At 42.5% G+C, this 21,329-nt stretch carries 17 protein-coding genes; 16 read left to right on the forward strand and 1 reads right to left on the reverse strand.

From position 1 onward, the window contains the following. Positions 1 to 3: 3 nt before the first annotated feature. Positions 4 to 1,092 carry an HD-GYP domain-containing protein gene (locus RIL182_RS04365; protein ID WP_006858195.1) on the forward strand — a complete coding sequence of 363 codons (1,089 nt, stop codon included), beginning with the start codon at positions 4 to 6 and terminating at the stop codon, positions 1,090 to 1,092. Here the strand turns inward: RIL182_RS04365 and RIL182_RS04370 are convergent. Further along, positions 1,089 to 1,763 (reverse strand): Crp/Fnr family transcriptional regulator, encoded by a 675-nt coding sequence (locus tag RIL182_RS04370; protein ID WP_006858194.1) that lies wholly within the window; start codon positions 1,761 to 1,763, stop codon positions 1,089 to 1,091. The genes RIL182_RS04365 and RIL182_RS04370 overlap by 4 nt on opposite strands. Before the next feature lie 195 nt (positions 1,764 to 1,958). Between RIL182_RS04370 and RIL182_RS04375 the strand changes: the two genes are divergently transcribed. From RIL182_RS04375 to RIL182_RS04450, 15 genes are all read left to right on the forward strand, one after another. Beyond that, positions 1,959 to 2,669 (forward strand): 4Fe-4S binding protein, encoded by a 711-nt coding sequence (locus RIL182_RS04375; RefSeq protein ID WP_006858193.1) that lies wholly within the window; start codon positions 1,959 to 1,961, stop codon positions 2,667 to 2,669. Between the two features lie 28 nt (positions 2,670 to 2,697). Next, entirely contained in the window at positions 2,698 to 4,278 is a 1,581-nt protein-coding gene (gene hcp, locus RIL182_RS04380; protein ID WP_006858192.1) for a hydroxylamine reductase, read from the forward strand. Positions 4,279 to 4,498: 220 nt separating this feature from the next. Further along, positions 4,499 to 5,833, forward strand: coding sequence for a sensor domain-containing diguanylate cyclase (locus RIL182_RS04385; RefSeq protein ID WP_242655606.1), 1,335 nt, complete (start codon positions 4,499 to 4,501; stop codon positions 5,831 to 5,833). A 275-nt stretch (positions 5,834 to 6,108) separates the two neighbouring features. Beyond that, positions 6,109 to 7,605 carry a glycoside hydrolase family 43 protein gene (locus RIL182_RS04390; RefSeq protein ID WP_006858191.1) on the forward strand — a complete coding sequence of 499 codons (1,497 nt, stop codon included), beginning with the start codon at positions 6,109 to 6,111 and terminating at the stop codon, positions 7,603 to 7,605. Between the two features lie 257 nt (positions 7,606 to 7,862). Then, positions 7,863 to 8,297, forward strand: a complete 435-nt coding sequence (locus tag RIL182_RS04395) for a helix-turn-helix domain-containing protein (protein ID WP_044999388.1) — start codon at positions 7,863 to 7,865, stop codon at positions 8,295 to 8,297. A 97-nt stretch (positions 8,298 to 8,394) separates the two neighbouring features. Continuing rightward, the gene (locus tag RIL182_RS21925; protein WP_006858231.1) at positions 8,395 to 8,910 is read left to right on the forward strand and encodes an acyltransferase family protein; all 516 of its coding nucleotides are present in this window, start codon (positions 8,395 to 8,397) and stop codon (positions 8,908 to 8,910) included. Continuing rightward, positions 8,819 to 9,346, forward strand: a complete 528-nt coding sequence (locus RIL182_RS21930; RefSeq protein WP_330369051.1) for an acyltransferase family protein — start codon at positions 8,819 to 8,821, stop codon at positions 9,344 to 9,346. Before RIL182_RS21925 ends, RIL182_RS21930 begins: the two co-directional genes overlap by 92 nt. A gap of 253 nt (positions 9,347 to 9,599) precedes the next feature. Then, positions 9,600 to 10,046 carry an Hsp20/alpha crystallin family protein gene (locus tag RIL182_RS04410; RefSeq protein ID WP_006858190.1) on the forward strand — a complete coding sequence of 149 codons (447 nt, stop codon included), beginning with the start codon at positions 9,600 to 9,602 and terminating at the stop codon, positions 10,044 to 10,046. 226 nt (positions 10,047 to 10,272) lie between these two features. Further along, positions 10,273 to 10,947 (forward strand): response regulator transcription factor, encoded by a 675-nt coding sequence (locus tag RIL182_RS04415; protein ID WP_006858189.1) that lies wholly within the window; start codon positions 10,273 to 10,275, stop codon positions 10,945 to 10,947. A 3-nt stretch (positions 10,948 to 10,950) separates the two neighbouring features. Then, complete coding sequence (locus RIL182_RS04420) at positions 10,951 to 12,351, forward strand: sensor histidine kinase (protein ID WP_006858188.1); 1,401 nt, start codon at positions 10,951 to 10,953, stop codon at positions 12,349 to 12,351. A 142-nt stretch (positions 12,352 to 12,493) separates the two neighbouring features. Next, entirely contained in the window at positions 12,494 to 13,210 is a 717-nt protein-coding gene (locus tag RIL182_RS04425) for a hypothetical protein (protein ID WP_006858187.1), read from the forward strand. Between the two features lie 157 nt (positions 13,211 to 13,367). After that, the gene (locus RIL182_RS04430; protein ID WP_006858186.1) at positions 13,368 to 15,764 is read left to right on the forward strand and encodes a glycoside hydrolase family 3 C-terminal domain-containing protein; all 2,397 of its coding nucleotides are present in this window, start codon (positions 13,368 to 13,370) and stop codon (positions 15,762 to 15,764) included. A 182-nt stretch (positions 15,765 to 15,946) separates the two neighbouring features. Further along, positions 15,947 to 16,657, forward strand: a complete 711-nt coding sequence (locus tag RIL182_RS04435; RefSeq protein WP_015559327.1) for a LytR/AlgR family response regulator transcription factor — start codon at positions 15,947 to 15,949, stop codon at positions 16,655 to 16,657. Beyond that, positions 16,654 to 17,967: a sensor histidine kinase gene (locus RIL182_RS04440; protein ID WP_006858185.1), complete on the forward strand. Its 1,314-nt coding sequence runs from the start codon at positions 16,654 to 16,656 to the stop codon at positions 17,965 to 17,967. The genes RIL182_RS04435 and RIL182_RS04440 overlap by 4 nt, the downstream gene beginning before the upstream one ends. Before the next feature lie 414 nt (positions 17,968 to 18,381). Continuing rightward, positions 18,382 to 21,285: a glycoside hydrolase family 3 C-terminal domain-containing protein gene (locus RIL182_RS04450; protein ID WP_006858183.1), complete on the forward strand. Its 2,904-nt coding sequence runs from the start codon at positions 18,382 to 18,384 to the stop codon at positions 21,283 to 21,285. The last annotated feature ends 44 nt before the right edge of the window (positions 21,286 to 21,329 follow it).

Genomic DNA, 21,329 nt, shown 5'->3' on the forward strand with positions numbered 1-21,329 from the left:
GTTATGGCAAAATACGAAAAAACAGAACGTCTCGAAAAAGTACCGATGGAGTATTTGTGGGAGGGACTTGTTTTATCAGATAATCTTTACAATTATAATGGAAGCGTACTTTTAGTGCCAAGCGGAGAAGTTATCACGAAAAGCAAACTTGATAAACTGATCAATTTCAGTGATGGCAACAATTATATTACAACATTCCGCGGATCTTATGAGTATATCATGAAGGGAAAAGACCGTCCGGCTGAAATACAGCAGAAAATGTTGGAAAACAGGACCGGGTATACAGAACTGCGCAAAGGCATCGACCATGTGCTTCAGATGAGTAAAAATGCGATGTTTGTCAATCATGCTGAAGTGGAAGGCATGATGGAGAAAGTATATGGCAGAATGGTATCCGTGGATGCGGGGGAGATTTTCCAGTGTATTACCGTGCCAAGACCGGTTGACGAGGCATTACAGAGACATTCCCTAAACGTTGCACTTTTAAACGGGATCATGGGACAGTGGTTAGGACTCGATGAAAAAGATATCCGGAGTCTGATTTTAACAGGTGTGCTTCATGATATCGGAAAGACGAAGATCCCGGAAGAAATATTAAATGCACCGCGGAAACTGACACCGGAAGAATTTGAGGTTATGAAAAGACATCCGCTATATTCTTTTGAACTGCTTGGGGATGATATCAGCGAGGATGTACGCTATGCAGTACGCTGGCATCATGAAAAGCTGGATGGAAAAGGTTATCCGGACGGCTTAAAGGCAGAATCTATTTCTTATTTTGCAAGGATTACAACGATTTCTGATATTTATGATGCGATGCTTTCTGCACGCAGTTACAAAAAAGAGAAGATTCCGTTTGATGTACTGCAATGGTTTGTAACCGAGGGCAGCAAAGGAATTGACCAGAATCTTCTCAATATATTTATCAAAAATATGGTAAAAGTATACAGACAACAGCAGGTCATCATGTCAGACGGCAGGGAAGGGTGCGTGGAATATATCCCATTAAACGATATGGATCATCCGATCGTTTCTGTCGGAGAAGAAGTGAGACAGGTGGATGAAGACTGGTACTGCGTACATATGGTTTAAGATTCTAAAGGATCTTCGCAGAGGGTAAAATGATTGCGCTCCGTTGTAAGGAGACCCTCCCGCTGCATTTTTGAGAGTTCTGCAGAAAGTGCACTGCGGTCTACATTCAGGTAGTCTGCGAGCTGCTGTCTGTTAAACGGAATTGTAAAATCAAGACTGTTTGCGGCAGCAGACTGCGCAGACAGATAAGAGAGTAGCCGCCCGCGGATTGACTTTGGTGTGGTGTGGAAGATTCTGCGCGAAAGCAGCAGATTTTTCCGTGCCGAAATAAAAAACAAATTGTGGATCAGGCGGTTGTGATGTGTGCAGCTGTTCGTGCAGGTGGTAAGCAGCCGTCCTATATTTAAAAATAACACTTCTGTCTTTGCAGCCGCAGAGACAACATTGACCATCAGAGGTTCTTTTGACAGACTCGCATAAGTTTCGGCGAAGAAAAAGCCGGGAGTTATGTCATCTAGTACACTGTGATTTCCCCAGACATCATCACTTTCAATCTGAACATTTCCGGAGAGCACCAGTCCCATCGAATGCACGCATTCTCCGGCATGATAGATGATCTCACCTTTTCCGTAGCTTCTTGTGACTGCACCGAGGCAGGAGAGCATTTCTTTGATTTCTTCCGGCGATTCGCCCGAAAACAGCATTGTCTGACTTAAAAACTGATAATCCATAAAAGAAAACCTTCTTTTTTCAAAAATTTTTAAAAATGTTGTTATGACAACATACTTTTGAAAAAAATTCTAGTATAGTGTACGAGTAATGTCAAGGGCACAGATGACAGGATGAGTAGCCTGAATCTGTGAACAGTAACCTGTGAACAGAACGAAAGAAAAAGAAAATGGAAGCGGAAAACAGGAGGAATTCATATGGTACGCAGAGTGATCCAGATAGACGAAGAAAAATGTAACGGTTGTGGAATTTGTGCGGAGGCATGCCACGAGGGCGCGATCGGCATTGTGGACGGAAAGGCAAAACTGCTTCGTGATGATTATTGTGACGGACTTGGCGACTGTCTGCCAAACTGTCCGGTCGGAGCGATCTCTTTTATCGAGCGTGAGGCAGCAGCTTATGATGAGGCAGCCGTACAGGAAAATAAAAAGAAAAAAATGCAGGCGATGGGACAGGCACTTTCCGGCGGATGTCCGGGTTCAAGAATGCGTCAGCTTGAAAGAAAACCTGCAGAAGAAAATCAGAATGCAGGTTTACCGGTCAGCTCCGAATTGCGGCAGTGGCCGGTACAGATCAAACTTGCACCAATCAATGCACCATACTTTGACGGGGCAAAACTTTTAATCGCAGCAGACTGTACCGCATACGCATACGGCAGTTTCCACCAGGATTTTATCCGTGGAAAAGTGACGCTGATCGGCTGCCCGAAATTAGATGATGTGGATTACAGTGAAAAGCTGACGGAGATCATCAGAAATAATGATATCAAGAGCGTGACGGTCGTTCGAATGGAAGTGCCTTGCTGTGGCGGACTGGAACATGCAGCAGTGACCGCATTAAAGAACAGTGGAAAATTCATTCCATGGAATGTTGTAACGATCTCAATTGACGGAAAAATTTTAGATTAAAAAGAAGGATAGTAGAAGGGAGAATCATATGTTTTGTTTTCAGTGTGAGCAGACAGCGGGATGCAGTGGATGTACAGGGGCAGCCGGCGTGTGTGGAAAGAAAAGCGTGACAGCGGATTTACAGGATGAACTGACAGGAGCACTTGTGGGACTTGCACATGCCTGCATGAATAATCCAAAGACAGAGCAGACAGACCGCATTATAATAGAAGGTTTATTCACAACGATCACGAATGTGAATTTTAATGATGAGACACTGCGTGAGATGATCGCCCGTGTCCGGGAAGAAAAAGGAAGAGTGGTGCCGGGATGTGCAGCCTGCATGTCACCGTGCGGCAATACCAGCGATTATGATATGAAGCGGATGTGGGAGGCAGATGAGGATATCCGTTCCTTAAAATCCCTGATCTTATTCGGAATCCGCGGTATGGCAGCATACGCTTATCATGCCATGGTACTCGGCTATACAAATGAGGAAGTAAACGACTTTTTCTACCGTGCATTATTTGCAGTCGGAGAGGATTTCGAGATGGAAGATCTGCTTCCACTCGTGCTTGAGACAGGGAAAGTAAACCTTACCTGCATGGAAATGTTAGACCGTGCCAACACAGAAACTTTTGGAACCCCGGTACCGACGGAAGTTCCTCTGATGGTGGAAAAGGGACCGTTTATCGTCATTACCGGTCATGACCTTTATGACTTAAAACTGTTGTTAGAGCAGACAAAAGATAAGGGAATCAACATTTATACCCACGGCGAGATGCTGCCGGCACATGCCTACCCGGAATTAAAGAAATACCCACATTTAAAAGGCAACTTTGGTACCGCATGGCAGAATCAGCAGAAGGAGTTTGCAAATATCCCTGCACCGGTTCTTTATACGACAAACTGTCTGATGCCGGTCAAAGAGAGTTATGCGGACCGCGTGTTTACAACGGAGGTAGTATCTTATCCTGAAATGGTTCACATCGGAGAGGATAAGGATTTTACACCGGTCATCGAAAAAGCGTTAGAGCTTGGCGGTTACAAAGAGGATACTGCATTTACCGGAATCAACGGTGGAACAAAGGTCATGACAGGATTTGGACACGGAACGGTACTCGGCGTGGCAGATCAGGTGATCGCAGCCGTAAAATCCGGTGATATCCGCCATTTCTTCCTGGTAGGAGGCTGTGATGGCGCCCGTGTGGGAAGAAATTATTATACAGAGTTTGTAAAACAGACGCCAAAGGATACCATGATCTTAACACTTGCATGTGGAAAATACCGTTTCAATGATCTTGACCTTGGAACGATCGGTGGACTGCCGAGAATCCTTGATATGGGACAGTGCAACGATGCCTACAGTGCGATCCGTGTCGCAGTGGCACTTGCGGAGGCATTTGACTGTGGCGTGAATGAGCTGCCGCTTTCCATGGTGCTTTCCTGGTACGAACAGAAAGCAGTCTGCATTTTACTGACACTGCTCCACCTTGGTATAAAAAATATAAAGCTAGGACCGACACTGCCGGCATTTATTTCACCAAATATCCTGAATTATCTGGTAGATAATTATGGAATCGCACCGATTACGACACCGGAAGCAGATTTAGCAGAGATCCTTGGATAAATCAATAAAATAAATGTTTTGGGAACCTTTCTGTCACCCTAAATGAGAAAAGGGGGTGTGAAAAATGATTTTTTATTTTTCATACTTCCTTTTTCTGGTTAAATGAAAAAATATACTGTATATTGTCGAATTTTGAGTTATAATAGATAATAAGTTTGTATTCAGGCTTGTCAGGAATGAGAATATTGTTTTTATAAAAAAGCACGAAATGGGGAATGGTATGGAAAGAATCTGGAATTTTTTTGAAAATATGAATGAATATGTTTATGTTGCAGATGCGGATACCCATGAACTGGTTTATATGAATAAAAAGATGAGAGATACTTATGGGATACATTCAAAAGAAGAACTTGCCGGCAAAAAATGTTATGAATTGCTTCAGAATTCAAGCCTGCCCTGTACGATCTGCAATAATGATGAACTGCAGGAGGGACAGTTTAAGGAGTGGCGGTATTTTAACCCGCTTTTAAATAAATACTTTAAAATTAAGGATACTGTTGTGGAGGACAATGGCAGACGATATAGAATAGAGATTGCTCTGAATATAAGTTCTCAGGAACATCAGAAAAATGTGGTACGCCGCTACGAAAAACTGGAAAAAATCGTTAATGAGGGACTGCGTCTTGCCCTTGGAACATCTTCTGCGGATAAATCGCTGGACATCATTCTGGAATATATAGGAAAGGCATTAGATGGAGAGAGGACATATATTTTTGAGCATAATGAGAATGGGTGCGATGACAACACTTACGAGTGGGTTGCAAATGGAATCAAGCCGGAGAAAGATAATTTACAGAACCTTCCACCAGAATTATGTGCCAACTGGTATCGGAATTTTCAAGAAGATAAAAACATTGTAATTGAAAATCTGGAGAACATCAGAGAGGAAGATTCGGAACAGTATAAGAATCTGAAACGTCAGGATATCCATTCACTGGTGGTTGTTCCACTTTATTGGGAGAAAAAGATCATTGGATTTTACGGAGTGGATAATCCACCGGCAGAATCATTAGATTATGTTTCCGATATGCTTCATATCATGGGATCTTTTATTGTTTCCTCCATTCGGAGAAGAAATCTGCTCCGTCAGTTAGAACGCATGAGTTATCGTGACCAGCTCACTCAGTTTGGCAATCGTTATGCGGTCGACTGGTTTGTGGAGCATGAGTGGAATGGGGAACAGATCGGTGTAGTGTACTGCGATATCACAGGGCTGAAAAAGGTCAATGATGAGCAGGGGCATGAAGCCGGAGATCGGTTGATCATCAGGGCATGTGAGTGCTTAGCGGGTGTATTTAAGGGGTATGGTCTGTATCGGATCGGCGGCGATGAATTTTTAGTACTTTGTCTTGGAATTGAGGAAAAAGACCTGAGGGAACACGTTGAGAAACTGCGCATGGATATGAAAGAACATCAGGTTACAATGGCGGTTGGCATGATATGGAAAGAACACGGTCCTAAGGATATTGATCTGCTTTTAAACGAATCGGAGCGCCTGATGTATGAGGATAAAGACAGGTATTATAAGGAACACGGACTGAAACGGCGCAGATAAATCCTTGTATTGCAGAATTAAATGTTATATTTCCTTCATGCTGGTCTCCTTCTGTTTATTCCCGGTAAATCTGTGCAAACCGGAAATTTCTGATGAATAACATGGTGCAGGATCGTTTTCGATTATTATATTTTACTGTGAGATTGTGATATTAACAATAGTGAAATGGGGCAGAGAAGAGTTGAAAAGGCAGACGGATAAGAAACAAAGATAAAATAGTAAAAATAGAATAGAACAAAGAAAGAATATGGAGATAAAACAGAAAGGAATAAACAATGAATGTAAATCCTATAACAAGATTGGATTATCCAGATCTGGACGTGATCCGCGTAGAAGACACCTATTATATGGTATCCACAACCATGCACTTTATGCCGGGCTGTGAGATTCTGCAGTCTTTTGATCTGGTGCACTGGGAGCATGTGACTTATGTCTATGAGACGTTGGATCATACGGATGCGCAGCAACTGAAAAGCGGTCAGAATATTTACGGACAGGGCATGTGGGCAGCTTCCCTGCGCTATCATGAAGGCCGATTTTATATCTGCTTTGTGGCAAATGATACCCGTAAGACTTATTTGTATACTTCGGAAAAAATAGATGGTCCATGGAAAAAGCAGCTGATAGAAGGCTTTTATCATGACGGCTCTTTATTATTTGATGAGGATGGCAGAAACTATATTGTATATGGAAATGATGAAATCTGGATTACAGAATTGAATGAAGATTTGACTGCACCAAAGAAGGACGGATTACATCGTCTTTTAGTCAGTGATCATAAGAACCCGGAGCTAGGCTATGAGGGTTCTCATATTCAAAAAATAAACGGCTATTATTATATTTTTCTGGTTCATTCCCTGAGAGACCGCTGGATGCGGACGGAAGCATGCTTTTACAGTGATTCTCTGGAAGGAGAATTCACGGGTGGAGATGTACTTTGTGATGATCGTGGATATTGTGGGCAGGGCGTGGCACAGGGAGGAATAGTGGATACGCCGGATGGAAAGTGGTATGCAATGCTGTTTCAGGATTCCGGAGCAGTTGGACGGATTCCTATTCTGCTTCCGGTTACCTGGAAGGATCATTTTCCGTTTTTTGGACAGAACGGACATGTGCCGGAAGAAATAGAGGTTCACAGTACCAGACCAGGATATATTTATCAGCCATTAGTGGGAAGTGATGATTTCTGTAATGGGCTGCTTCCGCGCTGGCAGTTTAATCATGATCCAGATCCACGGTACTATCATCTGGATGCATTGCAGGGAACCTATACAATTACAACACGGGAAGTTTGTACAGAGCTTACACAGGCAGTAAATACGCTTACGCAAAGGATGAGTTATCCGTCCTGCGCAGCTGAGGTTACTGTTGATGCTTCTGCATTGAAAGAGGGCGATGTCGCAGGTTTGTGTGCGTTGCAGAGCTGTTATGCTGCAGTTGGCATTACAAAACATCATGGAAAATATGAAGTCCTTATGCTGGATAAAAAAGAAGATGGTATATTGGATATGACGGAAGGAACTGTTGTTGAATCACATCAGATGGATTTTCGTCTTGAAGCAGATTTCTGTAACATGAAGGATGAAGCACGCTGCTATTACCGGGTAAATAAGGGAGACTGGCTACCCATCGGAAACGTGCATAAGCTGTACTTCAAACTGGATCATTTTACTGGTTGCCGGTTTGGTCTGTTCTGCTATGCGGCAGAGGAAACAGGAGGAAGTGCCTGCTTCCGGGATTTTAAGTATTATGATGTTGATGAAATCTCATAAAGATAGAACTGCATAAAATAAGTGTCGGAATTTACTCAAATTTTTCCTACTTTGGACATTGGTTTTTACAACGGTATTGTATAGTGAAGCAGAGGAAAAACAAAACATGTTTCAGGAGATCACCCATGTTAAAAAAAATAACATATGTGGTCTCTTTTTGTTATATCTTTTGCTGGAAAATGATGTTTCGTATGTTTACAATAAAGTATGAAAAGTATGAAATGTATGAGAACACGAGAGGAGATGGGAGGAAAAACATGCTTTCAGATAATATACAGTTACTTAGAAAACGGGCAGGAATGTCACAGGAGCAGTTAGCGGAACTGACGGAAACGAGCAGACAGACGGTCTCAAAATGGGAATCTGGGGAGAGTATTCCGGATGTGATCGCCTGTGACAGGATGGCAGAAGCATTTGGTGTGGCGTTGGAGGATATGCTGCATTATGAGGAAAAAAATAAAAGTCTTCCACTTCCGCCAAAAGGGAAGCATATGTTTGGAACGGTTACAGTCGGAGCGAGAGGACAGATCGTTCTGCCAAAGAAGGCGAGAGAAGTTTTTCAGATCAAAGCGGGAGATACGATCATGGTGTTAGGTGATGAAGCACAGGGGATTGCCCTGGTCAAAGCAGATGATATGATAGATTTCGTGCAGCAGGCATTAAAAATGGCAAATCAAAAGGATAAGAACTAAGACACAAAAAAGTGAGGAAAACACTGCAGGAGGAAATGGAGATTTTTATGAGAAAACATTATCTGGATAATATCCGGTTTCTGACGATTTTTTTGTTGTGATCTTTCATGTTTATTTTTATTACAATAATATTGGAACCGAGGCGATGTTTGCCGGTTTAAAACCGTATGAAGGAGCAGTTACATTTGCGGGGATTTACCAGTATTTTGTATACCCGTGGTTTATGTTACTGCTGTTTGTAGTCGCCGGAATCAGTGCAAGATATGCACTGGAAAAGAGGACAGAAAGACAGTTTTTGAAAGAGAGGGTGGATAAGATTCTGGCGCCGTCGACACTTGGTGTTCTGGCATTTGGCTGGCTCGGTGGATATGTGATCTATCTTCACACTGCGCGTGGCAATATGCCGGAGAGTGTACCGGCTTTTGTGAGAGTCATTATCATCTTATGCTGTGGTATCGGGGCACTGTGGTTTTGCCATGTATTGTTTGTGGCAGCACTATTTCTGCTTCTGATCCGGAAAATTGCAGGAAAATGCAACGCTGCTTATCACGTCCTACCGGAACGGCATTTATATTCCGGCATTTTTAGCCGGATATTACCTGTTTTCGAATGAAAGTGTCATGGAAAAAATAAAAAATGCAGTGCTCCTATTGGGCATTTGTGCAGCTGTAAGCGGCATATTTTATATCGTAAGATGTTATGGAATGGCATATACGGACAAAGATGTACTGTCAAGATGGGATTTAAACCTGTATGCATTTTTTATGGTTTTGCTCGTGCTTGGTGCAGGTCCAAAATGGCTTGATTTTTCCAATAATTTTACGAATTATATGGGAAAATGCTGTTTCGGTATCTATGTATTACATATCCCGGTACTTTTAGTGATCAATTATCTTCTGGCTGGAAAGGAGCTGCCATTGACTGTAGTCTATGGTATTGAATTGGTGGGTGGATTTGTGGTTTCAATCTTATTATATGAAGTGATACGTCGGATCCCGGTGCTTAGATACTGGATTTTGGGGATTCGGAAACAACGGAATAACGTTTGAAAAGCGAGATATAATGGACTTTTTTGATAAAAATATCAGCTAAAATATGATTTCACAAAAAGTTCACAGAAAATTAGCACTCACCTCTTGACAGCGCTAATAAGTGGTGGTATAACATAGTCAGAACAAAGGAAGAGGGAACAAAAAGAGAAGATGATTCCCCAGAGTTCCTTCGTCTGAGGTTCCAAAACAAAGGTAAAAAACATGGGAGGTTCCACAGAAAGTGGACCGGTAGAAAAAGGAGAGATGACTTATGTTACTGCCTAGCATTTTTGGAGAAAACTTATTTGATGACTGGATGGATTTCTCATTCCCAGAGATTCCGGATGTTGATAAAACATTGTATGGTAAACATGCAAAGAACATGATGAAGACAGATGTAAAGGAGACCGAGAAAGGTTACGAAGTAGCCGTTGATCTTCCAGGATTTAAGAAAGACGAGATCCAGCTTGAGTTAAACGATGGTTACCTTACCATCAGCGCTGAGAAGGGTCTCGACAAGGAAGAGAAGGATAAGAAAGACAAATACATCAGACGTGAACGTTACGCCGGAAGTATGAGCCGTACCTTCTATGTAGGCGAGAGTGTTACCGAAAACGATATCCACGCAAAATACGAAAATGGTATTTTAACACTGGATGTCCCGAAGGAAGAAGCAAAGAAAGTTCCGGAAAAACGATACATATCCATTGAGGGATAACAGATGAGAGGATGCCCCCGGAGAGCGAAAGCTCTTCGGGGGCATTTTTGTGCGTAAGAAGATTTTTACAGGTTGTATATGAGAAATGAATGTTGTATAGTATCTGCAAGAAATATCTTCTTTCGTGAATGTTATAAATGTTGGTTTCGTTACTTTCATTATATAACAATTGGATTTAAAGGGGATTATAATGACGCGGTAAAAAACAAAGGAGAAGGAAATAAACATGAGAATTTTTTTGGCGGAAGATGAACAGGATTTAAATGCCATTATTGTTCAAAAACTGACTGAGGATGGTTACAGTGTGGATCATTGTTTTGATGGCAGGACAGCAATAGATATCCTTTCCTGTACGGAGTATGATGCAGTGATTCTTGATATTATGATGCCAAAAGCAGATGGATTTACAGTGCTGCGTGCGCTGAGGGGAATGGGAAAGACAACACCGGTGCTATTTCTGACAGCAAAGGATGCTGTTTCGGACAGAGTAAAGGGATTAGACAGTGGGGCAAATGATTATCTTGTGAAGCCATTTTCGTTTGAAGAGTTGTCAGCACGTCTGCGCGCAATGATGAGGGGATCTTTCGGAGTTACTGACAATGTTTTGCATATTGCGGATCTTTCTTTGGATTGCACTTCCCACAGGGTAATGCGGGGGGGAAAAGAGATCACATTATCGGCTAAAGAGTATGCCATGCTGGAATATTTCATGTACAATCAGGGGCGTGTGCTGTCTCGTGAGATGATAGAGGATCATGTCTGGAATTTTGATTACGAAGGGGGCACGAATGTAGTGGATGTTTATATCAGCTATCTTCGAAAAAAAATTGATGGTGGATATGACAAAAAGTTGATTCATACAGTCCGTGGAAGAGGATTTATAATGAGAGAGGAAATTTAAGATATGGGGAGATTCTCAATCCGTCTGAAAATAACAATCTGGTTTACTGCAGCATTGGTGGTAATAGTACTATTTGCATATCTGATGATTTTTGTCGTCAGCCGTCAGATTTTGATAAAAACAATACAGGATAGTCTGGTGGAGACAGTGGAAAATAATGTGGATGAGATTGAATATTTTTCTGGGATGGATGAAATCCGTACAGATGCGGATATTGATTATTTGATTGATTACCGGAAAGGGTATCTGGAAATTGACGACGATTTTCTGAGCAAGGTAAATGAAGTCTATACAGGATTGTATGATGAAAAGTCAAGGCTTATTTATGGAGAAAATCCAATAGCTGCAAAAGTGGCAGATCTGGAATTTGTGGATTCCGAGATTCAAAAAGTAATGAAGGATGGAACGGGGTATTATATTTTTGACCGGAAACTCACAGCAGAAGGACTTAACGGATTATGGCTTCGTGGAGTGGTATCAGAGGAACAGGGAGAGCGTCAGAGCTTTGGGATTATGCGGATTGCACTGGTTCTTCTGCCGGTTCTGGTCGTAATAGCATCTGCGGGAGGATATTTTATTGCTGGACGTACATTAAATCCAATTCAGAAAATAGCTGGGACTGCAAGAAAGATTGGAGAAGAAAATGATTTGAAATGCAGGATCAATCTTGGAAAAGGGAATGATGAACTGCACCAGCTTGCGGATATATTTAATGAGATGTTTGAACGACTGGAAAGTACATTTGAAAAGGAACAACAATTTACATCTGACGTTTCACATGAACTAAGAACACCGATGGCTGTCATTTCAGCACAGTGTGAGTATACACTTGAAAAAGAAAGAAGCGTAGGGGAATATGAAGATGCCTTGCGGGTAATCAGGCGTCAGGCGCGGAAAATGACAAAACTTATTGATCATATGCTGGACTTTGCCAGACTGGAAATGAAATCAGGAAAATATGCAGAGGAAACTGTTGATATGGAAGAACTGGTGGCATCTATTTGCTCTGATATGAAGCTGATAAGAGAAAAGGAAATTATGCTTGATTATGAGACGGAGCAGGCAGTGTTTTATGGAAATCGTGAACTTTTATCAAGAATTCTCGTTAATCTTGTCAGCAATGCCTATCGTTATGGGAAAGAGAATGGGCATATCTTTGTGAAATTAAAGAAAGAAGAAACGGAACTTGTTTTGTCTGTAACGGATGATGGGATAGGAATTGCAGAAGAAGAGCAGGAAAAGATCTTCCGGCGGTTTTATCAGACTGATGTATCGCGAGGAGGCGAGGGAAGTGGACTTGGGCTTGCCATGGTTTATGAAATTGTGAAGTTTTACAGAGGAAAAATCCAAGTGAAAAGTGAGGCAGGCAGTGGGAGTGTTTTTCAGGTAAAACTGCCGCTTTGATAAAAGCAGACATATGGAAATCAATAATGATTATAAAAAATTTGTCGTATTAATAATGTTCTAATAAATGCATGATATAATCAAAGTACAAAGCAAAACAATTAGAAATGAGAAACTCTCATGAAAAAAGGAGGATTTGTTTATGAAGAGAGCAGCAAAACAGGTTTTAATTGTACTTTTGGTTGTGATGGCGGTAATTGGTACGGGAAACATTTCAGCACAGGCAGATTATAACTGGAAACCGAAGAAGGTTTCCATAGCGCAGTCGGCAAAAAAGGTTTCTCAGGGAAAGGAGTTTGAAATCAGAGCGAAAGTAACTCCAATAGATGCTGAGGACGATTATATCCGCTGGGAAATTATTTCAGGAAAAAAATATGTAAAATTTGAGGATCGTGACCGCACAGGCGATGAAATGGATTTCATTGCAGTAAAACCAGGAAAAGCAAAAATCAGGTGTTATGTACAGGGAAAGAGTAAGAAGAAATATGGTGATACGATAACTGTAACTGTGACGAAGAAAAAGAGTGATTATTCATTGGCAAAGGTTGGAGAATCGGTCAAATATGTAGAAGCATGGGATGATTTTGATTTAGAGGTCAAAAAAGGATCCTCAATAAAGAACAGTCAGTTAAAATGGGAGATCAGTGATACAAGTATTGTCTCGTTTGCAGAAAGAAAAACAACCGGAACGGACGTTGAGTTTTATGCGGAAAAGACAGGAACAGTACGGGTAACCTGTACATGTACAAGTGGTAAGGCAAAGGGTAAAAAAGTAGTATATACCGTGAATGTTATTGCGGATGATGATGACTACGATGATGATGACTACGATGATGACTATTATGATGACTATGATTGAGCATGATTGAGAGCGAAAACTCTTCGGGGGCATTTTTGACAGTTTATGCAAAAAATGCCCCCATTTGTGAAATACTCCCTCGTCATCTTTTGTTTGTGCTATGCTGAAATTACGAAAGTGAAAGATGTGCAGATCACAAATCAAGAGAGGATCAATCATGAGTTTAAAATACGAATCTATCATAAAACAGATGTCACTCGAAGAAAAAGCCCTGATGATGTCCGGCAAAAACACCTGGGAGACAGTGGATTTTGAAAAATACGGAATCCCGTCCATGGCGATGTCTGACGGACCGCACGGATTGAGAAGACAGGCGGGAGCCGGAGACCACTTGGGATTAAATGCAAGTCTCCCTGCGACCTGTTTTCCGACCGCAGCCTCGGTTGCAAACAGCTGGGATGAAACATTAGGTGAGGAGATCGGAACGGCATTAGCAGAGGAAGCCGTGACCATGGATGTCAATGTGATCTTAGGACCGGGATTAAACATCAAGAGAAGCCCGCTCTGTGGAAGAAATTTTGAATATTTTTCCGAAGATCCGTACCATGCAGGAAAAATGGCGGCAGCCTATGTAAGGGGAATCCAGAGCAAAGGAATCGCAGCCTGCCCGAAGCATTTTGCAGCAAACAGCCAGGAATTGCGCCGTATGGCAAATGATTCCGTTGTGGATGAGAGAACCTTCCGCGAGATCTATACGACCGGATTTGAGATCGCGGTAAAAGAAGGAAAAGCGAAGTCGATCATGTCTTCTTATAATGAAGTAAACGGTGTCTATGCCAATGAGAACCGCCACATGTTACAGGAAATCTTAGTCGATGAATGGGGCTTTGACGGATATGTGGTATCCGACTGGGGTGGAAGCAACGACCACGCACTCGGCGTGAAAAACGGAAGTCATCTTGAGATGCCGGGCACCGGAAAATCCGGAATGCATGATATCGTAAATGCCGTGAAAAACGGAACATTAGAAGAGAGTGTGTTAGATCAGCGCTTAGATGAACTGCTCCGTGTCATTTTTGCGACGCATCAGGCGACCGTGGATGGAAAAGGAACTACTTTCAATAAGGAAGCGCATCATAAACTTGCACGCAAAGCGGCCGAGGAGAGCATCGTCCTTTTAAAAAATGAAGAGCAGATCCTTCCATTAAAACAGGGGACAAAAGTGGCTGTGATCGGAGACTTTGCAAAGACTCCGCGATATCAGGGAGCAGGATCTTCCTTAGTGAATCCGGAAATGCCGCCGGAGTCCATATTAGAGGAGATAAAAGACAGCGGACTTACGATGACAGCCTGTGAACAGGGTTATATCAGAAACAGAAAACCAAATGCTAAACTGGTAAAGGCAGCTGTTGATGCAGCAAAAAATGCGGATGTGGTGCTGTTTTTCGGAGGTCTTGACGAGATCAGCGAATCGGAGGGACTCGACCGTGCCCATATGCATATGCCTGTGGCACAGGATGAACTGATCAATGAGCTTACCACAGTAAACAAAAATGTGATCGTAGTCCTCTCAGCGGGATCTTCCGTGGAAATGCCGTGGTATCCGTATGTCAAAGGAATTGTGCACGGTTACCTCGGCGGTCAGGCGGGTGCGTCAGCGATGCTTAACGTTCTGACCGGAAAAGTCTGCCCGTCCGGAAAACTGAATGAGACCTATCCGCTTCATTATGAAGATACGCCGGCGTATGAATATTATCCGAGCAAAGAGAGAAGCAGCGAATACCGGGAAGGACTTTATGTAGGATACCGCTACTACACGACAGTAGGTAAAAAAGTGCGTTTCCCGTTTGGTTTCGGACTCAGTTATACCACATTTACCTACCGTGATCTGGCGGTAGATCAGGATGGTGTGACATTTAAAATTAAAAATACCGGAGATGTGACCGGAACAGAGATCGCACAGCTTTATGTCGGAAAAGAATCTGATTCCGTGTTCCGTCCGCTGCGCGAACTGAAAGGCTTCGCGCGTGTGACACTCGCTCCGGGAGAGGAAAAAGAAGTAAGGATTTTATTTGACGATAAGACATTTCGTTTTTATGATACACGGACAGACAGCTGGGAAGTGGAAACGGGAACCTATCAGATCATGATCGGAAGCAATGCGGAAGAAATGCTGCTTGCGGGATCACTTGCGGTAAATGGAACTGTCACAGAGGGTGGTTACAGCAGAGAAAGCCTGCCGGAATATTTTAATGGTGAGATCAAAAACATTTCCGATGATACATTCCGCAGACTGTATGGCAGAGAGATCCCGGATGGAAGCTGGAGCGGAGAAATCCGTATGAATGATGCAGTCTGCCAGCTCTATTATGGAAAGGGAATTTTCGGTAAAATTTTCTACGGAGTGCTGCGCATTCTGTTAAAGATCAGCGAATGGCAGGGAAAACCGAATCTGAATGTATTGTTTAATTATAATATGCCGATCCGCGGCTATGCGAAAATGACGGGGGGTTTTGTCACTATGGAGATGGCAGAAGCCTTGACGGAGATGGCAAACGGACACCGCATCAGGGGAACGGCACACCTGATCAAAGCGGCAGTGAAACGGGATTAGATAAATAAGTGGCAAATATCAGGGACTTGTACTAAAATAAATCTGAGGTACAGGTCCCCATTTGCGTTTATAAAACGTTCGTGGGGGATGATATCATGAGCGCAAGTGAGTCAACATGTTCACATGATTGCCGAACGGCGAATTGGAGCAGGTACACTGGAAAAGAAAATGGAGAAAAATATATGATAAAAATTGCAATCGTAGAAGATGAAGCGATGTATGCAAAGCAGCTTGAGGAATTTTTACATCAATATGAAAAAGAAAATGGGGAGGCTTTTGATATCACGATCTATTCGGATGGGGATCAGATCGTCAATAAATATCAGTCACAGTATGACATCATTTTGATGGATGTGGAAATGAAATTTATGGATGGCATGTCGGCAGCGGAGGAGATCCGAAAAGTGGACACGGAGGTCGTCATCATTTTCATCACAAACATGGCACAGTATGCGATCCGCGGCTATGCGGTGGATGCGCTCGATTATGTTTTAAAACCGGTGTCGTATTTTGCATTTTCACAGAGACTGAGCCGTGCGATCGGGCGCATGAAAAAAAGAGAGACAAAGATGATCATGGTCAGCATGAAAGGCGGGACGGTGCGGATCAATATCGCAAATATTTATTATATCGAAAGCCAGGGGCATACGCTGATCCTGCACACAATTCTTGGCGACTATGAGACAACAGGCACAATGAAAGAGATGGAAGAAAAATTAGCTGATATGAACTTCTGCCGTGGTAACAAGGGGTATCTCATCAATTTAGCGCATGTGGACGGGATCACGGACGGCTGTGCCATGGTAAAAGGTGAGCAGCTGGTATTAAGCCGTGCGCGCAAAAAAGAATTTATGGAAGAACTGACAAAATACTGGGGAGAGGTTATCAAATGATGGAACATATTATGCCGGATATACCAAGAATCTACACAGCGGTCGCAGAGTGGATGGCATGCATGTTATTTATCCTGCCGGTCAAAAAGAGATTTCAAAAATGGCAGACGGCAGGCATTATGGCGGCTGTGCTTCTGATACAGAGTGTGTTTTTAGTCATGACGGATGATATTAAGATTTATTTCTGGATTCCTTGTATGATCGTGGCTGTATTTTTAATGATCGTATTTATCTACAGCTGCTGCGAAATTACTTTTACCGATGCTGCCTATTTTGGGATGATCGCATTTGTTGTCGCGGAATTTATGGCATCGTTCGAATGGCAGGTTGTATGTTACTTTTTCGACGAGGCGATGACAAACTGGTGGCTTTGCAGAGGTCTTTTTGTTCTGATCTATGGTGCGATCGCACTGATCCTGTATAAAATTCTGCGGGTACATATGCCTAAAGATGGGAAAATGAATATCAGCCACCGGGAATATATTTCCGCCGGACTGATCGCAGTTGCGGTGTTTGCTGTCAGCAACATGAGTTTTCTCACGGAAAATACACCGTTTTCCGGTCGCTATTCGTTTGAGATCGGAAATATCCGTACATTAGTAGATCTTGGCGGTATCGCGATCCTTTATGCACATCTGATCCAGTGCCGGGAACTGCGTGTGAGAAAAGAACTAGAATCCGTGCAGAATGTGCTGCAGAATCAGTATGTGCAGTACAAGCAGTCGAGAGAGAGCATCGAACTGATCAATTATAAATATCACGATTTAAAACACCAGATCGCATTCCTGCGGAGTGAGGATGATCCGAAAAAACGCGAAGAATATTTAAACCGCATGGAGGATGAGATAAGACAGTATGAGGCACAGAATAAGACCGGAAACAAAGTGCTCGATACGGTGCTCACTACCAAAAGCCTATACTGCGCGAAACATGGGATCACGTTTACCTGTGTTGCGGACGGCACACTGCTTAATTTCATGGATGTGATGGATATCTGCAGTATTTTTGGAAATGCGCTCGATAACGCAATTGAGTGTGAGCTGAAAATACCAGATAAAGAGAAACGCCTTTTACATGTGACGGTTTCAAAACAGAAAAATTTTCTGCTCCTCCGGTTTGAAAATTATTATGAAGGAAATCTGGAATATCAGGAGGGAAAACTGGTCACGACCAAAAAAGAGAAAGAATATCACGGGTACGGACTCAAAAGTATCCGCTATACGGTCAACAAATATGACGGTGCGGTCAGCATTGATACAAAAGAGAACTGGTTTGATTTAAAGATCCTGATCCCGATGCGGGAAAACTGATCTGTGGCAGACCTCTTTGATGCAGTCGTTTAAACAATAGGGAAGTATGTGAACGGTCGATCTGCGAGGCATTAAAAGCCGGATACCGGTTGATTGACATGGTGGAAGCATATGGAAATGAAAGAGCGGGCAGGCAATGACCTGGTAAAAAGAATCTTTTACGCCATGTTTTGTGTACAATGCATAAAAATATGGCGTTTATTTTGTCTAAAACTTCCAACATGCAAAACAGTTTATGCAAAAAAAGTGCAGATTGTGAAGATTTTTACCAAAGGACGTGTGGTATGGTAGGATACAGTTACAAGATCCGAAACGGATAAAGAAAACAAGGGAGGAAAATCCTCTGCTCGTCAGCAGATAAATTTTACATTGTAAAATTGCATTTTCCTTCGGAAAACAAGGGAGGATTTAGAAATGTTAGCAATTAACATGGATGACGTGATCAACGTTCTCAATTCCTGTAAGCCATACATGATTGCTCTGGGTATTGCATTAGCACTCGCAATTATTGTAACTGTGGCATGCATGAAATTGAAGAAACCGGTAAAGAAACTGGTGAGAAAGGAAGCATGGATTGCATTCCTTATGGCAGCAGTTGTGATTATCAACCTGATCTGCTTTATTCCAATGTCAAGTATGATCTCACTTGCAATGGGAAATGGTACGATCACAGAGGAAACCTCAAATGAGGCAACCGCACTTTGCGAGGATATTGCAGATGAAGGTATTGTTTTATTAAAAAATGAAGACAATATCCTGCCACTTACAAATACACAGAATATCAACGTGTTTGGATGGGCATCCACCAATCCTTGTTATGGTGGTACCGGATCCGGAGCATTATCCGATGCATATGAGACAACAACACTTCTCGGTGGTCTTGAGGATGCCGGATATAAGATCAATACAGAACTGACTGATTTTTACAAAGCATACCGTGAGGACAGACCGGAAGTTGGTATGTGGGCGCAGGACTGGACATTGCCGGAACCGACAGCAGATTCCTACAGCACTGAACTGATGAACAATGCAAAAGAGTTTTCTGACACAGCGATGGTAGTGATTACCCGTGTTGGTGGTGAGGGAGCAGATCTTCCAACGGATGTGAGCAAGGTGACTTACACAGATAACTCTGAAAACTACAAAGATTTTGAAGCTGGTGAGCATTACTTACAGTTAAGCCAGACAGAAAAAGATATGTTAGACCTTGTTTGTGCCAACTTTGACAACGTTGTTGTCGTATACAACGGTGCAAACACCATGGAACTTGGATTTTTAAATGATTACAAACAGATCAAGGGTGCAATCTGGTGTCCTGGAACAGGTCAGTCCGGATTTGAGTCTCTTGGCGCAGTCGTAGCCGGTACGGTAAATCCATCCGGAAAAACCAGCGATACATTTGTATATGATCTGACAGCAACACCGACTTACAACAATTTTGGAAACTTCCTGTATGACAATATGGATGAGTTTGCCGCTACATCCAAAAACTTCGGAACAGGCGAAGAAGAAGCAACAATTCCATCTTTTGTCAACTATGTAGAAGGCATTTATGTTGGCTATCGTTTCTATGAGACAGCGGCAGTGGAAGGTCTGATCGACTATGATAAGACCGTTCAGTTTCCATTTGGATACGGACTTTCTTATACAGATTTTGAACAGAAGATGGGAGATGTTACCGTAGCAGACGGTAAAGTATCCTTTGACGTTACCGTAACAAACAATGGAACTGCCGCAGGAAAAGATGTGGTAGAGGTATATTACAATCCGCCATATACAAACGGTGGAATTGAAAAAGCATCTGCAAATCTGATCGATTTTGCAAAAACAGATGTGTTACAGCCGGGTGAATCCCAGACAATCAATGTAAGTTTCTCAGAAGAAGATATGGCTTCCTATGATACATATGGGAATGGATGCTATGTATTAGAGGCTGGTGACTATGAGATTTCTATCAACTCTGATTCACACAATACGATCGCATCACAGACCGTAAGTGTTGCAGATACCGTTGTATATGATGAGAATAATGCACGTTCTACCGATGATGTAGCTGCAACAAATCAGTTTGCATATGCAGAAGGCGATGTAACATACCTTTCAAGAGCAGATGGATTTGCAAACTATGCAAAAGCAACAGCAGCTCCTTCAAACTTTACATTAGCAGAGGATGAGAAAGCTGAGTTCTTAAATAACAGCAATTATGATCCAAACAATTACAACAATGATTCGGACGAAATGCCGGCAACAGGCGCGAAAAATGGAATGACACTTGCTGATATGCGTGGTCTTTCCTATGATGATGAAAAATGGGATACACTTCTTGACCAGCTGACAGTTTCCGATATGGATACAATGATCGCTCTTGGCGGATATCAGACATCTGCAGCTGCAAGTGTTGGAAAAGTTATGACCGTTGACTGTGACGGACCTGCATCCATCAACAACAACTTTACAGGAACAGGCTCCATTGGATTCCCGTCCGCAGTTATGATCGCAAATACCTGGAACAAAGATCTTGCACTTTCTTTCGGTGAGAGCATTGGTAAGATGGCAGACGAGATGGATGTTTCCGGATGGTATGCACCGGCAATGAACACACACAGAAATGCATTTGCAGGACGTAACTTTGAGTATTATTCAGAAGATGGTGTCCTTTCCGGAAAAATGGCCGCAAATGCAGTGATCGGTGCTGAAAAATATGGTGTTTACGCATATATCAAACATTTTGCTTTAAATGATCAGGAAACAAACCGTACCGGAATGCTCTGTACATGGTCAAATGAGCAGGCAATTCGTGAAATTTACTTAAAACCTTTTGAAATCGCAGTAAAAGAAGGTGGAGCAAAGGCAGTCATGTCCTCCTTCAACTATATCGGTACACAGTGGGCAGGCGGAACCTACCCGTTACAGACAACCGTACTTCGTGATGAGTGGGGATTCCGTGGATTTGTATTAACCGATTACTTTGGTGTTTACGGATACATGGATTCTGATATGGGTATCCGCGGTGGTACAGACTGTATGTTAGTTGCATACGATACGGAGACCAACCATGTGACAGATACCACAAGCGCAACAGGTGTAAAAGCAATGCGTCAGGCATCCAAAAATATCATGTATACCGTTGTAAACAGCCGTGCATATGATCCTGAAAACTTAAAGACAGGTCTGATGAACTGGCAGATCCTGGCAATCGTGATCGATATCATCCTTGGAGCACTGGTAATCTTCTTAGAGGTTCTTACGATCAGGAAATATAAAAAAGATGCAGCAGAAGAACCGGTGCAGACCGTAAATGAAACATCAGCAGAATAAAAACAGAACTTTGCAGAGATTACAATACATAGAGGTGAAAGCGT

This window comes from Roseburia intestinalis L1-82, assembly GCF_900537995.1.
Taxonomy (GTDB): domain Bacteria; phylum Bacillota; class Clostridia; order Lachnospirales; family Lachnospiraceae; genus Roseburia; species Roseburia intestinalis.